Annotated in this window: 19 protein-coding genes; 16 read left to right on the forward strand and 3 right to left on the reverse strand. The window is 70.7% G+C overall.

Annotated elements, in window-relative coordinates; genetic code table 11:
* Nucleotides 1-2 precede the first annotated feature (2 nt).
* Both O7635_RS15765 and O7635_RS15770 read left to right on the forward strand, forming a co-directional pair.
* A complete protein-coding gene (locus O7635_RS15765; RefSeq protein ID WP_278085491.1) occupies nt 3-623 on the forward strand; it encodes a phosphotyrosine protein phosphatase in 621 nt (206 codons plus the stop codon).
* 18 nt (nt 624-641) lie between these two features.
* Nucleotides 642-1,301 (forward strand): L-threonylcarbamoyladenylate synthase, encoded by a 660-nt coding sequence (locus O7635_RS15770; RefSeq protein WP_278081178.1) that lies wholly within the window; start codon nt 642-644, stop codon nt 1,299-1,301.
* Here the strand turns inward: O7635_RS15770 and O7635_RS15775 are convergent.
* The gene (locus O7635_RS15775; protein ID WP_278081179.1) at nt 1,222-2,745 is read right to left on the reverse strand and encodes an SDR family oxidoreductase; all 1,524 of its coding nucleotides are present in this window, start codon (nt 2,743-2,745) and stop codon (nt 1,222-1,224) included. The two genes, O7635_RS15770 and O7635_RS15775, sit on opposite strands and share 80 nt — an antisense overlap.
* Before the next feature lie 79 nt (nt 2,746-2,824).
* Between O7635_RS15775 and O7635_RS15780 the strand changes: the two genes are divergently transcribed.
* The 12 genes from O7635_RS15780 (at nt 2,825) to O7635_RS15835 (ending at nt 12,602) form a co-directional block, all read left to right on the forward strand.
* Complete coding sequence (locus O7635_RS15780) at nt 2,825-3,265, forward strand: hypothetical protein (protein WP_278081180.1); 441 nt, start codon at nt 2,825-2,827, stop codon at nt 3,263-3,265.
* A gap of 146 nt (nt 3,266-3,411) precedes the next feature.
* On the forward strand, nt 3,412-3,672 hold the full coding sequence (locus tag O7635_RS15785; protein ID WP_278081181.1) for an AtpZ/AtpI family protein: 261 nt from the start codon (nt 3,412-3,414) through the stop codon (nt 3,670-3,672).
* Nucleotides 3,673-3,685: 13 nt separating this feature from the next.
* Nucleotides 3,686-4,480 (forward strand): F0F1 ATP synthase subunit A, encoded by a 795-nt coding sequence (gene atpB, locus O7635_RS15790; protein WP_278081182.1) that lies wholly within the window; start codon nt 3,686-3,688, stop codon nt 4,478-4,480.
* Between the two features lie 96 nt (nt 4,481-4,576).
* Complete coding sequence (locus O7635_RS15795; RefSeq protein WP_089246440.1) at nt 4,577-4,801, forward strand: ATP synthase F0 subunit C; 225 nt, start codon at nt 4,577-4,579, stop codon at nt 4,799-4,801.
* A 24-nt stretch (nt 4,802-4,825) separates the two neighbouring features.
* The gene (locus O7635_RS15800) at nt 4,826-5,359 is read left to right on the forward strand and encodes a F0F1 ATP synthase subunit B (protein WP_278081183.1); all 534 of its coding nucleotides are present in this window, start codon (nt 4,826-4,828) and stop codon (nt 5,357-5,359) included.
* Nucleotides 5,359-6,180, forward strand: a complete 822-nt coding sequence (locus O7635_RS15805) for a F0F1 ATP synthase subunit delta (protein ID WP_278081184.1) — start codon at nt 5,359-5,361, stop codon at nt 6,178-6,180. Before O7635_RS15800 ends, O7635_RS15805 begins: the two co-directional genes overlap by 1 nt.
* 62 nt (nt 6,181-6,242) lie before the next feature.
* The gene (gene atpA / locus O7635_RS15810; protein WP_278081185.1) at nt 6,243-7,886 is read left to right on the forward strand and encodes a F0F1 ATP synthase subunit alpha; all 1,644 of its coding nucleotides are present in this window, start codon (nt 6,243-6,245) and stop codon (nt 7,884-7,886) included.
* Between the two features lie 7 nt (nt 7,887-7,893).
* A complete protein-coding gene (locus O7635_RS15815) occupies nt 7,894-8,823 on the forward strand; it encodes a F0F1 ATP synthase subunit gamma (protein ID WP_278081186.1) in 930 nt (309 codons plus the stop codon).
* Nucleotides 8,820-10,265, forward strand: a complete 1,446-nt coding sequence (gene atpD, locus O7635_RS15820) for a F0F1 ATP synthase subunit beta (protein WP_278081187.1) — start codon at nt 8,820-8,822, stop codon at nt 10,263-10,265. Before O7635_RS15815 ends, atpD begins: the two co-directional genes overlap by 4 nt.
* A gap of 196 nt (nt 10,266-10,461) precedes the next feature.
* Entirely contained in the window at nt 10,462-11,703 is a 1,242-nt protein-coding gene (locus O7635_RS15825) for an LCP family protein (RefSeq protein WP_278081188.1), read from the forward strand.
* 145 nt (nt 11,704-11,848) lie between these two features.
* Nucleotides 11,849-12,130, forward strand: coding sequence for a F0F1 ATP synthase subunit epsilon (locus tag O7635_RS15830; protein ID WP_278081189.1), 282 nt, complete (start codon nt 11,849-11,851; stop codon nt 12,128-12,130).
* 13 nt (nt 12,131-12,143) lie between these two features.
* On the forward strand, nt 12,144-12,602 hold the full coding sequence (locus tag O7635_RS15835; protein WP_278081190.1) for a DUF2550 domain-containing protein: 459 nt from the start codon (nt 12,144-12,146) through the stop codon (nt 12,600-12,602).
* A gap of 2 nt (nt 12,603-12,604) precedes the next feature.
* Here O7635_RS15835 and O7635_RS15840 read toward each other — a convergent pair whose 3' ends face one another.
* Nucleotides 12,605-13,459, reverse strand: a complete 855-nt coding sequence (locus O7635_RS15840; protein ID WP_278081191.1) for a 3-hydroxyacyl-CoA dehydrogenase family protein — start codon at nt 13,457-13,459, stop codon at nt 12,605-12,607.
* A 243-nt stretch (nt 13,460-13,702) separates the two neighbouring features.
* Here O7635_RS15840 and O7635_RS15845 point away from each other — a divergent pair, with 243 nt between their 5' ends.
* The gene (locus tag O7635_RS15845; RefSeq protein ID WP_278081192.1) at nt 13,703-13,936 is read left to right on the forward strand and encodes a hypothetical protein; all 234 of its coding nucleotides are present in this window, start codon (nt 13,703-13,705) and stop codon (nt 13,934-13,936) included.
* 897 nt (nt 13,937-14,833) lie between these two features.
* On the opposite strand, the gene murA is transcribed toward O7635_RS15845, so the two are convergent.
* Complete coding sequence (gene murA / locus O7635_RS15850) at nt 14,834-16,162, reverse strand: UDP-N-acetylglucosamine 1-carboxyvinyltransferase (protein ID WP_278081193.1); 1,329 nt, start codon at nt 16,160-16,162, stop codon at nt 14,834-14,836.
* 67 nt (nt 16,163-16,229) lie between these two features.
* Between murA and O7635_RS15855 the strand changes: the two genes are divergently transcribed.
* Nucleotides 16,230-16,811, forward strand: a complete 582-nt coding sequence (locus tag O7635_RS15855; protein ID WP_278081194.1) for a cob(I)yrinic acid a,c-diamide adenosyltransferase — start codon at nt 16,230-16,232, stop codon at nt 16,809-16,811.
* Nucleotides 16,812-17,306 lie beyond the last annotated feature (495 nt).

Raw genomic sequence — 17,306 nt, forward strand, 5'->3', positions numbered from 1 at the left:
CCGTGCCGCCGTTCACCGTCCTGCACGTGTGCATGGGCAACATCTGCCGGTCGCCGATGGCCGAGCGCCTGCTCGTGCTCGCGGTGCGGCAGCGGTTGGCCCGCGTGCCGGCGGGAGCGGCGGCCCCCGACGCCGACGAGCTGGTGCTCAGCCACAGCGCCGGCACCGGCGGCTGGCACGACGGCGAGGAGATGAACCCGCCGGCGGCCCGCCAGGTCCGCGCCCGCGGTGGCGACCCGGCCGGGTTCGCCGCCCGCAAACTCCTCTCGGAGCACATCGACGCGGCCGACCTGGTGCTGACGGCGACCGCCGACCAGCAGGACTACGTCGTCGCCCTGCGCGCCGACGCCGCACCGCGCACGTTCGTGCTCGGCGAGTTCGGCCGGCTGCTGCCGGTCGTCGACCCGGCGGCCCTGCCCGACGGCGAGCTCACCCCCGACTCCGTGTACGCCCGCGGTGTGGCCCTGGTCGAGGCGGTCGACGCCGCCCGCCGGGGCGCCGCGCCGCTGCCCGGCGACGACCTCGACGACCCGTGGGGCCGCGGCGACCAGACGTTCAGCCGCGTGGCCGACGAGATCGAGGAGACCGTCGTGCCGCTGGCCCGCCTGCTCATCCCGAACTGACGTCCCGAAAGGACAGACATGGTCAACGCCCGCTGGCTCACGCCCGGCTCACCGTCGGGGCTGTTGCGGCTCGGCGACGCCGAGGACGTGGCGGCCGTGCTGGCCGGTGGCGGGCTGGCGGTGCTGCCGACCGAGACCGGCTACATGCTGGCCGGGGCCGCGACCATCGAGGCGGCCGTGCTGCGGGTGTTCAAGGCCAAGCAGCGCGACCTCAACCACCCGATGCACATCGCCTGCGCGTCGCTCGAGATGGCCGCGCACTACGGGGTGCTGACGCCGGAGGCCCGGCGGGTGATCGGCGCGTTCACCCCGGGCCCGCTGACCGTCGTGGTCGAGCAGACCAGCGAGCTGCCCGACAAGCTGGTGACCCACCAGGGCACGGTCGGCATCCGGGTGCCCGACCACCCGGCCACGCTGCAGGTGATCGCCGCGGCCGGCGTCCCGGTGACGGCGACCAGCCTCAACCCGTCGGGCGCGGAGTCGCGGCCGGTCGACGCCGACGTGCTCGCCTCGCTGGAGTGGGAGGCGGGGGAGCAGGTCCCGGTGGTGGTCGACCACACGTCGATCCGGCACACGCTGGCCTCGACGCTGGTGACCCTCACCGGTCCGGACGGTCCGCGGGTGCTCCGTGAAGGCCCGGTCTCGGCGACGCAGGTGAGGGAAGTCCTGGGTCGCTAGGGTTCTCGGCGCCGCGGGCGATGTTGCGGGCCATCCCGCCGAAGATCACCGCATGGAACGGCGAGACCGCCTTCCAGTACGCGTGCCCGGCCAACCCGTGGGGCAGGAACACCGCCCGCTGCCGATAGCGGGACCGACCCGGACCGTCGGGCTCGGCCCGCAGCTCCAGCCAGGCGCGCCCGGGCAACCGCATCTCGGCCCGCAGCCGCAGCAGCTCGCCCGGCACGATCTCCTCGACCCGCCAGAAGTCGAGCGCGTCGCCCGCGTGGAGTCGGTTCGGGTCACGCCGGCCGCGGCGCAGGCCGACGCCGCCGACCAGCCGGTCCAGCCAACCCCGGACCGACCAGGCCAGCGGGAACGAGTACCAGCCGTTCTCGCCCCCGACGCCCTCGATGACCCGCCACAGCATCGCGGCGTCGGCGTCGACCGCCCGCTCGCGCACGTCGGTGTAGACGCTGCCACCGGACCAGCCCGGGTCGGTGGGCAGCGGATCGGCCGGTGACCCCGCGCCGGACCAGCGCGTCTCCACGTCGAAGTCGCGCACCTTGGCCAGCGCGAGCTCGACGGCCCGGTCGAAGCCGATCAGGCCGCCCGGCGGGTCCGGCACGTAGTCGGCGATGTCGTGCTCGTGCGCCACCGCCTCGTGGATCAGGCTCTCCACCAGCGGCCGGGCGATCGAGTTGGGCACGGGGGTGACCAGGCCGACCCAGTGCGAGGACAGGCTCGGGGTCAACGGCCGGACCGGCACGATGACCCGGCGGGGGAGTCCGGCCACCGCGGCGTACCGCCGCATCATGTCGGCGAAGGTCAGCACGTCCGGTCCGCCGATGTCGAAGCCCCGGTTGACGTCGGCCGGCAACGACGCCGCCCCGATCAGGTAGCGCAGCACGTCGCGGACGGCGATCGGCTGGATCCGGTTGCGCACCCAGCGCGGGGTGACCATGGCCGGCAGCCGCTCGGTGAGGTAGCGCAGCATCTCGAACGACGCCGACCCCGAGCCGAGGATGATCGGGGCGCGCAGCACCGCCGTCGGGGTGCCGCTGTCGAGCAGGATCCGCGCGACCTCGGCCCGGGAGCGCAGGTGGGCCGAGCTCTGGTCACCGGGCGGCGGCTCGGGGCCGCCGAGGTAGACGATGCGGCGCACGCCGGCGTCGCGGGCGGCCGTGGCGAACGCGGTGGCGTTGGCCCGGTCGAGGTCCTCGAAGTCGGGGCGGCCGAGGGAGTGGACCAGGTAGTAGGCGACGTCGACGCCCTCGAACGCGGCGGGCAGCGAGGCCGGGTCGCCCAGGTCGCCCTTGGCCACCTCGACCCGGTCGGCCCACGGGACGTCGCGCAGCTTCTCGGGCGAGCGGCTCAGGCAGCGGACCTGGTGGCCGGCGTCGAGCAGGCGGGGGGCGAGGCGGCCGCCGATGTAGCCGGTCGCGCCGGTGACGAGGCATCTCACCTGTTCCACTATGCCCGGGTGTTTCCGAATCAACGGCACGTTCCGGGCGGCTGGCCGGGCCGACGTAGACTGCGACGCGATGTCGACGACCTCTGCCCGTACCCCTGACGCGTCCGCGGCCGACGCGGACCGCAACTGGCGCCTGCGGCACCTGCCGCCCATCCTGATCGCCGCCGCGGTGATGACCGTGGGCGCGGCCGTCCTGGGTGCCGTGTTCGCGGGCGGTGTCGGCGCGTTCGCCGCCGCCCTCGGTGTGCTGATCGCTACGGGCAGTTACCTGGCATCCACTTTGGCCATCGCCTGGGCCGACAAGCTCGACAGCAAGCTGGTCATGCCGTTCGGCATGGGCGTCTACGTCGCCAAGCTGAGCCTGCTGGGCGGCCTGATGCTGGTCGTCGCGTCGACCGGGTGGGCGGGCTTGAAGCCACTCTCCGTAGGCATCGTGGCCGGCGTGTTGGCATGGACAGCGACCCAGATCTGGTGGATCGTGACCGTGCACGCCAGAAGATTTCGTCGTTAACGCGACCCTTGGGTGACCCCACTGCGGGGGCCGGAGGAGTAGCGTGAGCGCAGAGGCAGATCCATCATCCCATTACCCCCGCGCAGCCTGAGCGTGCGGGGGTCGTGTCTTCGCCTCCCTCTACCGGCTGATACGGTTCCCGCGTCATGGCCGGTGACCAACCCTCGCAGCACTCCGACAAGGACCCCGACGCCCGACCGGCGACGGGGGCCGACCTCGGCTGGACCGCTCTGTCCTACCTCATCGGTGGGATGGCGGTGTGGGGGTTCATCGGCTGGCTGGTCGACCGGTGGCTCCACACCGGCGGCGTGATCACCGGGATCGGTGTGGTGATCGGCTGCGCGGGCGGGATCTATCTGGTCATCCAGCGCATCGGCGCCCCACCACCGGGGCCCGGCAGTTCATGAGGGAAGGGACGCGGTGATCGGACAGGCGGTCGCTCTCCAGAGCGACGTTCCGTTTCCACCAGAGGTGGGCGACTTCTACCTGCCCGCGATCGTGCCGTGGGGCGCCCCCGACTCGCTGTGGTTCACCAAAATCACGGCGCTGGTCTGGGTCAGCACCGCGATTATCATGATCTTCTTCCTGCTCGCCTACCGGAAGCCCCAGCTGGTGCCGGGCCGCGCGCAGTGGATCGCCGAGTCGGCCTACGGCTTCGTCCGCAACAACATCGCGGTCGAGATGCTGGGCGCCCGTGGTGTGCGCTTCGCGCCCTATCTCGCCACGCTCCTGCTGTTCATCATCTTCAACAACCTGTGGAGCATCGTCCCGGTCGCCCAGATCTCGCCGAACTCGCACATCGCGTTCCCGGCGTTCCTGGCGCTGATCAGCTACGTGCTCTTCAACTACGTCGGCATCAAGAAGTTCGGGTTCCGCAAATACATGCGCAACTCGCTCATCCCCCCGGCGCCGTGGTTCGTCCTGCCGATCCTGATCCCGATCGAGTTCTTCTCGACGTTCCTGGTGCGGCCCTTCTCGCTGGCCGTCCGGTTGTTCGCCAACATGTTCGCCGGGCACATGCTGCTGCTCGTCTTCACCCTCGGCGGGTTCGCGATGCTGAACGCGAACGTCGCCCTGGCGCCCATCTCGGTCCTGTCCTGGCTGATGACCATCGCGCTCACGCTCCTCGAGCTCCTGGTGGTCTTCCTGCAGGCCTACGTCTTCACCGTGTTGACCGCGAGCTACATCCAGGGCGCGGAAGCCGAGGAGCACTGAGCCCCGGGGCGGCCCCGGAAAGTGGTCCACCCCCCGCACCACAAGTTGTCCGTCCCGCGTGAACGTCACGCGTGATAACCAGGAGGAACCTCAGCAATGGACATCGCCGCAGTTGAGGGCAGCGTTGCCGCAATCGGTTACGGCCTCGCCGCCATCGGCCCGGGCATCGGCGTCGGGCTGATCTTCGCGTCCTACATCCAGTCGACCGCCCGCCAGCCCGAGTCGTCCCGCATGACCCTGCCGTTCGTCTGGATCGGCTTCGCCGTCGTCGAGGCGCTCGCGCTGTTCGGTATCGCGTTCGGCTTCATCTGGGCCGGCTGACCCGAAGCAACCAGGAGGGTTTCCATGTTCCTAGCAGCGGAAGGGGCCGTCGAGCACAGCCCGATCCTGCCGCTCTGGCAGGAGATCGTGGTCGGCGGCGTCGCGTTCGCGGTGCTCTGCTTCGTGCTGATGAAGTTCGTCTTCCCGCGCATGGAGGAGACCTTCCGGGCGCGGGTCGACGCGATCGAGGGCGGCCTCAAGCGGGCCGAAGAGGCCCAAGCCGAGGCCAACCAGCTGCTCGCGCAATACAAGGCGCAGCTGGCCGAGGCGCGCACCGACGCAGCGAAGATCCGCGACGACGCGCGGGCCGACGCCGAGGAGATCCGGCAGGAGATCCAGGCGCGCGCCCGTGAGGAGTCCGACCGGATCATCGCCGCCGGGCGCGAGCAGCTCAACGCCGAGCGCCAGCAGATCGTGCGCGAGCTGCGGGCCGAGGTGGGCACGCTCGCCGTCGACCTGGCCGGCCGGATCGTCGGTGAGTCGCTCACCGACGAGGCGCGCCGCCGTGGCACGGTCGACCGCTTCCTGTCCGAGCTCGAGTCGACCGGGAGCCGTTGATGCAGGGCGTCAGCCGGGAGTCCTTCCGCTCCGCCGCGGAGCGGCTGGACTCCTACGCGGCCGGGGCGTCCGCCGCCGACGTCGCGACCACCGGTGGCGAGCTGCTGTCGGTGGCCGACGTGCTGCGGCGGCAGCCGACGCTCCGGCGGGCGCTGTCCGACCCGGGGCGGCCCGGCGAGGACCGGGCGGAGCTGATCCGCTCGCTGCTCACCGGCAAGGTCGGCGACGAGACGCTCGAGCTGGCCACCACCCTGGCCGGCGGCCGCTGGTCGGCCGCCTCCGAGCTGCTCGACGCCACCGAGCGGCTGGGCGTCGAGGCGTTGCTGGCCAGCGCCGACCGCGCCGACGACCTGGCCGAGGTCGAAGACGAGCTGTTCCGCTTCGGGCAGGTCGTCGACGCCTCGCCGGAGCTGTCCGGCGCGCTCTCCGACGTGGTGGCTCCGCCCGCCCAGCGGGCCGAGCTGGCCAAGGCGCTGCTCGAGGGCAAGGCCAGGCCGATCACGTTGCGGCTGGTCGAGGTGGCCCTCGGCGGCTTCGGTGGCCGGTCGTTCCAGGGGTCACTGACCCGCATGGTGGAAATGTCCGCAGAACGGCGCGATCGCCAGGTCGCCTATGTCACCGTCGCTGCGCCTCTGTCCGATGACGAGGAGCGCCGGTTGGGCACGAAGCTGTCACAACTGTACGGTCGAGACGTCACTGTCAAGCAGACGGTCGATCCGCAGGTGCTGGGCGGCATGAGCGTGCTTGTCGGCTCCGACCTCTACGACGGCACCGTGCTGCGCCGCCTCAACGACACCCGCAAGGCGCTCTCCCAGCGCTGACACCCCCGTCTACGACCCTGACACCGCACCGGTAACCCGGGCCTGAATAGAGGAAGCAGAGGATGGCCGAGCTGACCATCTCGTCGGAGGAAATCCGCGGCGCCCTGGAGCGCTACGTCTCCTCCTACACGCCCGACATCTCCCGCGAGGAGGTCGGCACCGTCGCCGACGCCGGTGACGGCATCGCCCACGTCGAGGGCCTGCCCTCGACCATGGCCAACGAGCTGCTGGAGTTCGAGGACGGCACGCTGGGCGTGGCGCTCAACCTCGACGCCCGCGAGATCGGTGTCGTGGTCCTGGGTGACTTCTCCGGCATCGACGAAGGCCAGCGCGTCAAGCGCACCGGCCGCGTGCTCTCCGTGCCGATCGGGGACAAGTTCCTCGGCCGCGTGGTCGACGCGCTGGGCAACCCCGTCGACGGCCTCGGCGAGATCGAGAACGAGGGCTACCGCGAGCTCGAGCTCCAGGCGCCCAACGTGGTCTCCCGCCAGTCCGTCAGCGAGCCGATGCAGACCGGCATCAAGGCGATCGACGCCATGACGCCGATCGGCCGTGGCCAACGCCAGCTGATCATCGGCGACCGCAAGACGGGCAAGACCACGATCGCGCTCGACACGATCCTCAACCAGAAGGACAACTGGGCGTCCGGCGACCCGAAGAAGCAGGTCCGCTGCATCTACGTCGCGATCGGCCAGAAGGCCTCCACGGTGGCGTCGATCAAGGGCATCCTCGACGAGGCCGGCGCGATGGAATACACCACCATCGTCACCGCGCCCGCGTCCGACCCGGCCGGCTTCAAGTACATCGCGCCCTACACGGGTTCGTCGATCGGCCAGCACTGGATGTACGCCGGCAAGCACGTCCTCATCGTCTTCGACGACCTGTCCAAGCAGGCCGAGGCGTACCGTGCCGTGTCGCTGCTGCTGCGTCGCCCGCCGGGCCGCGAGGCGTACCCCGGTGACGTCTTCTACCTGCACTCCCGCCTGCTGGAGCGCTGCGCGAAGCTCTCCGACGAGCTGGGCGCGGGCTCGATGACCGGTCTGCCGATCATCGAGACGAAGGCCAACGACATCTCGGCCTTCATCCCGACCAACGTCATCTCGATCACCGACGGCCAGATCTTCGTCGAGCCGGACCTGTTCAACCAGGGCGTACGCCCGGCGATCAACGTCGGCACCTCGGTGTCCCGGGTCGGCGGCGCCGCCCAGGTCAAGCCGATGCGCAAGGTGGCCGGCTCGCTGCGGCTCAACCTGGCGCAGTACCGCGAGCTCGAGGCGTTCGCCGCGTTCGCGTCGGACCTCGACCGCGCGTCCCGCTCGCAGCTCGAGCGCGGCGCCCGGCTGGTCGAGCTGCTCAAGCAGCCCAACTACTCGCCGTACCCGGTCGCCGAGGAGGCGGTCGTGATCTGGGCGGGCGTCGAGGGCAAGCTCGACGACGTCGCGGTCGGCGACGTGCGGCGGTTCGAGGCGGACTTCCTCGACCACGTGCGGCGGCACGACAAGGCGACGCTGCAGGCGATCGCCGACGGCCAGTGGGACGACGACATCGCGGGCGCGCTCGACAAGTCCCTGACGGACTTCAAGGCGAACTTCCTGGCCCGCGGCGAGACGACCACGGTCAACGAGCCGCCGGCCGAGGCCACCGAGGGCGAGCTCGAGAGCGAGTCGGTCACCCGCTACACCGACCAGCCGGCAGAGAAGGCGTAGGCACCGCATGGCGGCCCAGGTACGCGTCCTTCGCCAGCGCATCCGCTCGGCGAAGGGCATGAAGAAGATCACCAAGGCGATGGAGCTCGTCGCGACGAGCCGCATCGCCAAGGCGCAGGCACGGGTCGAGGCTTCGCTGCCGTACGCCCAGGCGATCACGGGTGTGCTGTCGGCGCTGGCGTCCAACGCCAGCATCGACCACCCGCTGCTCACGCCGCGCCCGCGGGTGCGTCGGGCCGGGGTGCTGCTCATCACCAGCGACCGTGGGCTGGCCGGTGGTTACAGCACCAACGCGATCCGGACCGCCGAGTCGCTCATCGCGCGGCTGCGCGAGGACGGCAAGGAGCCGGTGCTCTACGTCATCGGTCGCAAGGGCGTCGGCTACTACCGGTTCCGCCAGCGGCCGATCGAGGCCAGCTGGACGGGCTTCTCGGAGCAGCCGTCGTTCGAGGACGCCCGCACGGTGGGTGACACGCTGATCGAGGCGTTCACCCACGGCGCGGACGACACCGACGACGGCCCGGGCGCCGACTCGGTCACCGGGGTCGACGAGCTGCACATCGTCTACACGCAGTTCAAGTCCCTGCTGACCCAGGCGCCGGTGACCCGGATCATCGGGCCGATGGAAGTCGAGGACCGGCCGAAGTCGGAGGGCCTGCTGCCGGCGTACGAGTTCGAGCCCGAGGCCGAGGCGCTGCTCGACGCGCTGCTGCCGCGCTACGTCAACACCCGCATCTACGCGGCGCTGTTGGACTCGGCGGCCAGCGAGTCGGCGGCGCGCCGGCGGGCGATGAAGAGCGCGACCGACAACGCGGAAGAAATGATCCAGACCTACACGCGCCAGATGAACTCCGCGCGGCAGGCCGGGATCACCCAGGAGATCAGTGAGATTGTCGGCGGCGCGAACGCGCTGGCCGCGGCGGGAAGTGAAGCGTGATGACTGCGACTGTTGAAACTCCGACCACCACGGCCACGGGCCGTGTCGTCCGGGTCATCGGCCCGGTCGTCGACGCGGAGTTCCCGCGCGACGCGATGCCCGAGATCTACAACGCGCTGCACGTCGAGGTGCACCTGGCCGAGGGCGACAAGACGCTGACGCTCGAGGTCGCGCAGCACCTCGGCGACAACATGGTGCGGGCGATCTCGATGCAGCCCACCGACGGCCTCGTCCGCGGCGCCGAGGTGAAGAACACCGGCACCGGCATCACGGTTCCGGTCGGCGACATCACCAAGGGCCACGTCTTCAACGCCATCGGCGAGGTGCTCAACCTCAAGGAGGGCGAGAAGTTCGAGGTCACCGAGCGCTGGCCGATCCACCGCGAGCCCCCGAAGTTCGCGGACCTCGAGCCGAAGACGGAGATGCTGGAGACCGGCATCAAGGTCATCGACCTGCTGACCCCCTACGTCAAGGGCGGCAAGATCGGCCTGTTCGGCGGCGCGGGCGTGGGCAAGACGGTGCTCATCCAGGAGATGATCACCCGCGTCGCCCGGAACTTCGGTGGCACCTCGGTGTTCGCCGGCGTCGGCGAGCGTACGCGTGAGGGCAACGACCTCATCACCGAAATGACCGAGTCCAACGTGCTCCCGCAGACCGCGCTGGTGTTCGGTCAGATGGACGAGCCGCCGGGCACCCGGCTGCGCGTCGCCCTCTCGGCGCTGACGATGGCGGAATACTTCCGCGACGTGCAGAAGCAGGAGGTGCTGCTCTTCATCGACAACATCTTCCGCTTCACGCAGGCCGGTTCCGAGGTCTCCACGCTGCTCGGCCGCATGCCGTCCGCGGTGGGCTACCAGCCCACCCTGGCCGACGAGATGGGCCAGCTGCAGGAGCGGATCACCTCTGTCCGTGGTCAGGCGATCACGTCGATGCAGGCGATCTACGTGCCCGCCGACGACTACACCGACCCGGCGCCGGCCACCACGTTCGCCCACCTCGACGCCACCACCAACCTGGAGCGGTCGATCTCCGACAAGGGCATCTACCCGGCGGTGGACCCGCTGGCGTCCTCGTCGACCCTGCTCGCGCCGCAGTTCGTCGGCCAGGAGCACTACAACGTCGCGTCCGAGGTCAAGCGGATCCTGCAGCGCTACAAGGACCTGCAGGACATCATCGCCATCCTCGGCATGGAGGAGCTCTCCGAGGACGACAAGGTGACCGTGCAGCGGGCCCGCCGGATCGAGCGGTTCCTCTCGCAGAACACCTACGCGGCGGAGCAGTTCACCGGCGTTCCCGGCTCGACGGTGCCGATCAAGGAGACCATCGAGGCGTTCAAGAAGATCTCCGAGGGTGAGTACGACCACTTCCCCGAGCAGGCCTTCTTCATGTGCGGCGGGCTCGAGGACCTCGAGCGCAAGGCCGCGGAGCTGATGAAGGACTGAGCATCCTTTACGCAGAGCGATCCAGGCACCCCGCAGGGTGCCTGGATCGTTGGCGTTTGGCCCGTTTTCGCATGGGGTGGACCCGGGCAGCCGCATTCAGACATGAGATATAGGCTCTCGGGCGCAACGGCGGGCCCCGCTGCACACGTCTCCATAACGGAATGCGGCACACGGGGATCGACGACAAGGAGTTTCGATGGCGAGAAGGTCGGGCAGCGGTTCATCGGGCCGCTCGACCGGGCGCGGTGCGACCGGCAAGGCCACACCGGGCGCCGCTCCAGGGGACTTCGGCGCTGGAGGTGCTTCGGCTTCGGCCTCGGCTTCGGCGAAGTCGCGTAAGCGCTCCGGGATCCCGCGCTGGGCCCGCTGGTGCACCGTCCTCGGCGCGATCCTGATGGTCGCGAGCGGCGGTCTGCTGGTCACCTCGGAGGCGCTGCTGGCCCGCTACGAGGGCGCGGTGACCACCGAGGACCTGTTCGGCGACGGTGCCAAGGTCGAGGCCAAGAGCGACATCAAGGGCCCGCTCAACATCCTGCTGGTCGGCATCGACCCGCGCGACGCGACGACGCTGCCGCTGGCCGACTCCATCATGATCATGCACATCCCGGCCGGGCTCGACCGCGGCTACCTGTTCTCCCTCCCACGCGACACGCTCGTCGACATCCCGGCGTTCCCGAAGTCGGGCTACAACGGGGGCCGCGAGAAGCTCAACGCGGCGATGTCGCACGGGGCACGGGTGCCGGGCGGCGGCACACCCGACCGGGCCAAGGGCTTCGAGCTGCTGTCGCTGACGGTCAGCCAGTTCACGGGCATCAAGCGGTTCGATGCCGGCGCGATCGTCAACTTCGCGGGCTTCAAGAAGATCGTCGACGCCATGGGCGGCGTGACGATGTATGTCGACGAGGACGAGGTGCTCTCCGAGCACTTGCAGCCCAACGGTAAGGCCCGGCCGAGGCGCCAGTGCGGTGGCTGTGCCCACCCCTACTACGGCCCCCAGGCGGTCTACAAGAAGGGCACGCACAAGCTCAAGGGTTGGCAGGCGCTGGACTACGTGCGGCAGCGCTACACGGTCGAGGGTGGCGACTACGGGCGCCAGCGGCACCAGCAGCAGTTCGTCAAGGCGATGGCGCAGCAGGTGCTGAGCAAGAACGTGATGACCGACCTGCCCAAGCTCGACAAGGTGCTCCGCGCCGCCGGTGAGTCGCTGGTGTTCAACGGCCGCGGCCACAGCGTCGCCGAGTTCGGCTTCGCTCTCAAGGGCATGCGGCAGGACTCGATCACCATGATCAAGCTCAAGGGCGGCGGCGTCAGCGAGAACGGCAAATACGCCGGTGAGGCGTTGGACGCCTCGGCGCAGGGCTTCTTCGCCTCCATCCGCGCCGACACCGCGGACGCGTACATCGCCCAGCATCCCGAAATGATCAACCGCGACAAGTAACACGATCTCCCGGCAGGGGTGCCTTCGCACACAGGGGGCACCCCTGGTCCGTTCTCGGCGTCCGCGCCGATTAGACTTCTCTCCAATTCCACCGCGACACCGGGGCGACCCCCTCGCCCGGGTCCGGCGTCGAAGAGGAGCCATAGTGGCAAATCAGCTCCATGTCGAGCTCGTGTCCGTCGAAGAGAAGGTGTGGACCGGCGAGGCCGAGATGCTCGTCGCCCGCACCACCGAGGGCGAGCTTGGTGTGCTGCCGGGTCACGCGCCGCTCCTGGGCCAGCTGGCCGAGCCGAGCCAGATCCGCATCAAGCTCGACGGCGGCCAGCAGTTGGCCTACGACGTGGCCGGCGGCTTCCTCTCCGTCACCGAGACTGGCGTCACGGTCCTCGCCGAGAGCGCGACGCCAGCCGAGTCCTCGACCCGCTGACGGAGCCGGGCCGATGCTGATCATCGAGTGGATCGCCATCGGCCTCGCGCTGCTCCTGGCCCTGATCGTCCTGTTGTTCGCCCGCCGGGCCTATTACGCCCGCGCCGGCGGCACGATCCGCTGTGACCTGCGGCTCTCGACGATGCTCGACGGCCGCGGCTGGTCACCGGGCTTCGCCCGCTTCGTCGACGACGAGATGCGGTGGTACAGGCTGTTCAGCTTCGCCATCCGCCCCAAGCGCGTGCTGTCCCGCCGCGGTCTGACGGTGGCGGGCCGGCGGCTGCCCGAGGGCCAGGAACGGCTCACCATGCCCGGCGACTGGGTCATCCTCCGCTGCGTCGGCCACCAGGCCCCGGTCGAGATCGCGATGGCCCTGTCGACGGTGACGGGCTTCTCCTCGTGGATCGAGGCGGGGCCTCCGGATTACCAGAGCCCCCGCCTCTCGGTGCCCGACTGGCCGCCGGCGGCCTAGTTCTAGCTCTCGTACTCGTAGAAGCCCTTGCCGGTCTTGCGACCCAGGTCGCCGGCGAGCACCATCCGCTGGAGCAGCTCCGGCGGGAAGAACTTCTCGTCAGCGGTGTCCGTGTAGATGTTGCGGGCCGCGTGCAGCATCACGTCGACGCCGGTCAGGTCGATGGTCGCCAGCGGGCCCATCGCGTGCCCGAAGCCGAGCTTGCAGGCGGTGTCGAGGTCCTCGGCCGAGATCACCCCGGACTCGACCAGCTTGACCGCCTCCAGCGCCAGCACCGAGATCAACCGGGTGGTCACGAACCCGGCCACGTCGCGGTTGACCACCACCACGGTCTTGCCGATCTCCTCCGCGAACGCCTTGGCCTTGGCCAGCGTCTCGTCGGTGGTCTTGTAGCCGCGGACAAGCTCACAGAGCTTCATCATGGGTACGGGCGAGAAGAAGTGCGTGCCCACCACGTTCTCCGGCCGCTGGGTCGCCCCGGCGATCTGGGTCACCGGGATGGCCGAGGTGTTCGTCGCCAGCACGGCGTCGGCCTTGCAGATCTTGTCGAGCTCCCGGAACACGTCCTGCTTGATGTCGAGCCGCTCGAACACCGCCTCGACCACGATGTCAGCGTCCGCCGCCGCGCCCAGGTCGGTCGTGGTGGTGATCCGCGCGAGCGCCGGCTCGACGTCGTCGCTCTGGATCGTCCCCTTGGCCGCGAACCGCTCCAGCGACTTCCGGATGGTCGCCACCCCGCGCGAGGTGGCCGCGTCGTCCAGGTCGCGGAGCGTCACCTCCCACCCGGCCTGCGCCGCCACCTGGGCGATCCCCGACCCCATCAGTCCGGCCCCGATGACCGCCAGCCGACCCGCCATGCCGCACTCTCCCTTGAGTCAAAGCCCGTATGCGCCTGCCAAGGAACTTAGTCGCCCGGGTGAACGATCGGTCAGCCCACCGCTGTGACGGACTCCACGCCGGACCGGGTCGGTTCTTGACAGACTGTGCCCATGCCGGTTGGCGCCTGGCCGTTCCCTTTTCGCGGGCGCCCGCGGGCGCATCGTTGGTCGGGGCCGGCTGGTCGGCCCCCGGCCGACGAGCCGAGCGGCGGGGGGCCGGGAATGAGCGCGAAACCGACGAACGAGGGACCGGACTTCGGCCTGCTGGTGACGGTGGCGCAGGCAGGCACGGAAGCGGACGCGGGCGAACTACGCCGCCGCCTGACCGCCAACGGCATCCGCTCCACGGTGGCCCCGGGCACGGCCGGCCGCACCCGCATCCTGGTCTTCCGCGAAAACGCGGCCCACGCGCGCCGGTTGGTCGGAGGCGGCGCCCTGGACACGAGCGCCGACTGACCCGGACCCGGGCGTGTCGCCCGGCGGGCCGACCTCTACCGACGGCGGACCGCTTTTCCATGTACGCACATGCCCCGACACGTACGCCCCGTGGACCGACCGGCTCCGTGCTGGCGATGGCCGTTCGCGCGGCGGCGGCAGAAGCCGCCGGGGAGCCGCCAAGCGGCCCAGCCCCGTGGGGGAATGAACAACGCAGTTTCAGGCAGTCACTGGGACGGAGGGCGACCGACGATTGCTCCCGACCGCAGCAGCAGACGTCGCCAGCCGGCGCGGCCGGCCGGCCGCGCGAACGACCCTCCACCACCGCCAGCCGACACCGCCAGCCGGCACCGCCAGCCCGCGCGACAAGACCCTCCACCGCACCGCCAGCCGGCAGCCGCTGCGACACGACCCTCCGCAACGCCGCTGGCCGGCGCGCCGCTGGCCAGTGGGAAGCACCCTTTCGCCGTCGTCCTCGGCCGGCGATCGAAGGCAGGCCTCAATCGTGTTGGGTGGGCTGCTGGCCAGCGGCGGCGGCTGGCGGCGTAGGGAAGGCCGTCTCGGGTCGGCAGCCGACCAGCGGCGCCGGCTGGCGGCGTTCGGGACGGTCGTCCCGGGACGCGAACCGACAGCGCCCGGTTAGCGGCGTTCGCGAGTGTCGCCTCACGCGGCTACGGCAAGCGGCCATCAGAGTCTGGCGCTCGGGAGGGCGGTCTCCGAACGGCCATGAGCCAGAGGCGATTGGCAGGGGCCGTCTGGCCGCGGACGATCGATGACGCACCGCAAGTCACGCCGACAACGGCTCCAGCAGCGTCGTAGAGCCCTGCGCCCGGGCGCGATGCCTCGCCGCCGGCGAGCGGGCTGGCGCGGCTCCTGAGTCCGTTGGCGCTTGGCTTCGGGGTCGGGGTGTGGTGGCGGTCAGAAGGAGAACTGGGGGTCTTCTGGGGCGGCGGCGCGGCGGACCTCGACGCCGAGGGCGGCCAGGTCGCCGACGAAGTCCGGGTAGCCGCGGTCGATGTGGTGGACGTGGGAGACCTCGGTGATGCCGTCGGCACAGAGGGCGGCGATCACCAGGCCCGCACCGGCGCGGATGTCGGTGGCGCGGACGGGGGCGCTGGAGAGGCGGTCGCGGCCGCGTACGACGGCGTGGTGTCCGTCGGTCTTGATGTCGGCGCCCAGGCGGGCCATCTCGTTGATGAACATGAAGCGGCCGTCGAAGATGTTCTCGGTGACCAGGGACGCGCCGTCGCTGACCGAGGCGAGGCCGATCGCCATGGGGAGCAGGTCGGTCGCGAAGCCGGGGAACGGCAGCGTGACGATGTCGACGGCTTTGGGGCGGTCGTCCATGCGTACCCGGACTGCCGTGGGCTGGCTCTCGACCACGCCGCCGGCGGAGGCCAGCTTGTCGAGCGCTATCTCGAGGAAAGCCGGGTTGACGCCGGTCACGAGGACGTCGCCGCGGGTCATGGCGGCGCCGAAGGCCCAGGTGCCGGCGACGATGCGGTCGCCGACGGTGGCGTGGCGTACCGGTGAGAGGGTCTCGACGCCCTCGACTCGCAGCGTCGACGTGCCGACGCCCTCGATCTTGGCGCCCATCGCGATCAGCATCTCGCAGATGTCGACGATCTCGGGCTCGCGGGCGGCGTTGTCGATCTCGGTGCTGCCCTTGGCCAGGACGGCGGCCATGACCAGGTTCTCAGTCGCGCCGACGCTGGGGAAGTCGAGCCAGATCGTGGCGCCCTGCAGGCGCTGCGGCGCGTTGGCGATCACGAACCCGTGCTCGCCGGAGATCTCGGCGCCCATCCTGGCCAGGCCGGCGACGTGCATGTCGAGGCCGCGGGAGCCGATCGCGTCGCCGCCGGGGTGGGCGACCCGCACGTAGCCGCGGCGGGCCAGCAGCGGCCCGAGCACGGCGATGGACGCGCGCAGCCGGCGTACCAGGTCGTAGTCGGCCTCGGTGCCCGGTTCGTCGGGCACGTCGATGGTCACCTCGACCGACGGCGCCGGCCCGCCGCGGCCCGCGGGCACCGCCTCAGGCGCGATCTCCACCTGGCAGCCGAGCCGGCGGAGCACCTCCGCCATGATCGCGATGTCGGTGATCCGCGGAACGTTGGTGATCACGGAGCGGCCCGGCGCGAGCAGGGCGGCGGCCATCAGCTTGAGTGCGGAGTTCTTGGCGCCGACCACGGCGACCTCGCCGGCCAGCCGCGCGCCTCCCTCGACCCGGATCAGATCCACGTCGGCCATCGTAGGAGTCACGGTCGGTGTGCCGGCCTCGAGGTCGTTCCGCGAGGGCGTCCGTAGGCTGTTCGTCATGGCCGTCCACCTCACCCGCATCTACACGAAGGCCGGCGACACCGGCTCGACCCGATTGGTCAACAACGAGCAGGTGGCGAAAACCCACCCGCGGATCACCGCGTACGCCGACGTCGACGAATGCAACGCCGCCCTCGGTGTCGCGCTTGCCCTGGGCGACCTCGACCCGGAGGTGCGCGAGGTGCTGGCCCAGATCCAGAACGACCTGTTCGACGTCGGGGCCGACCTGGGCAACCCGGTGGAGCCGGAGCCGGCATATCCGCCGCTGCGGATCACCGAGGAGTACGTCGAGCGGTTGGAGGGCTGGTGCGACGACTTCAACGACCGGCTTTCCAAGCTCGACTCCTTCATCCTGCCGGGCGGCACCGCGGGAGCCGCGCTGCTGCACGTGGCGCGCACGGTCGCTCGCCGCGCGGAACGCGCCGCCTGGTCGCTGATCGCGGAGGATCCCGACCGAACCAGCACGCTCCCGGCAAAGTATCTCAACCGGCTCTCTGACTTGCTGTTCATCCTGTCAAGAACAGCCAATCCGGGCGGCGATGTGCTCTGGGTCCCGGGGCGCGGGCGCGCCAAGAGCTGAGCGCGGCCTGTCGCGCGCCCCGCGGGTGCGCGGCTGGCTTGGGTGGCCAGGCCGGCGTTGCCGGGTCACCGGTGGGCTTGGCCGGACCCCCGGCGATGGCCGGGTGGCCGGTTGGGCTTGGCCCGACCGCCGGCGCGGCCCTGCGACCGGCTGGCTGGGGCCAAGCCCGGCGTGTGCCAGGTGGCCCGGTTGGGTTTGGGTCGAGCTTTGGATCGGGCCGGGTGCCCGGTTGGGCTTGGCCCGACCGCCGGCGTGGGCCCTGCGACCGGTTGGCTTGGCCACAAGCCCGGCGTGTGCCGGGTGACCGGGGTTGGGTTTGGGTCGAGCTTTGGAGCGGGCCCGGTGGCGGGTAGGGGTTTGGGGCGAGCTTTGGAGCGGGCCGGGTGGCAGGGAGGGCTTGGCCCGACCGCCGGCATGGGCCCCGCAACCGGCTGGCTTGAGCCAAGCCCGGCGCGGGTCGGGTGGCCGGTTGGGTTTGGGTCGGGCTTTGGAGCG

Source organism: Asanoa sp. WMMD1127, from assembly GCF_029626225.1.
Lineage (GTDB): Bacteria > Actinomycetota > Actinomycetes > Mycobacteriales > Micromonosporaceae > Asanoa.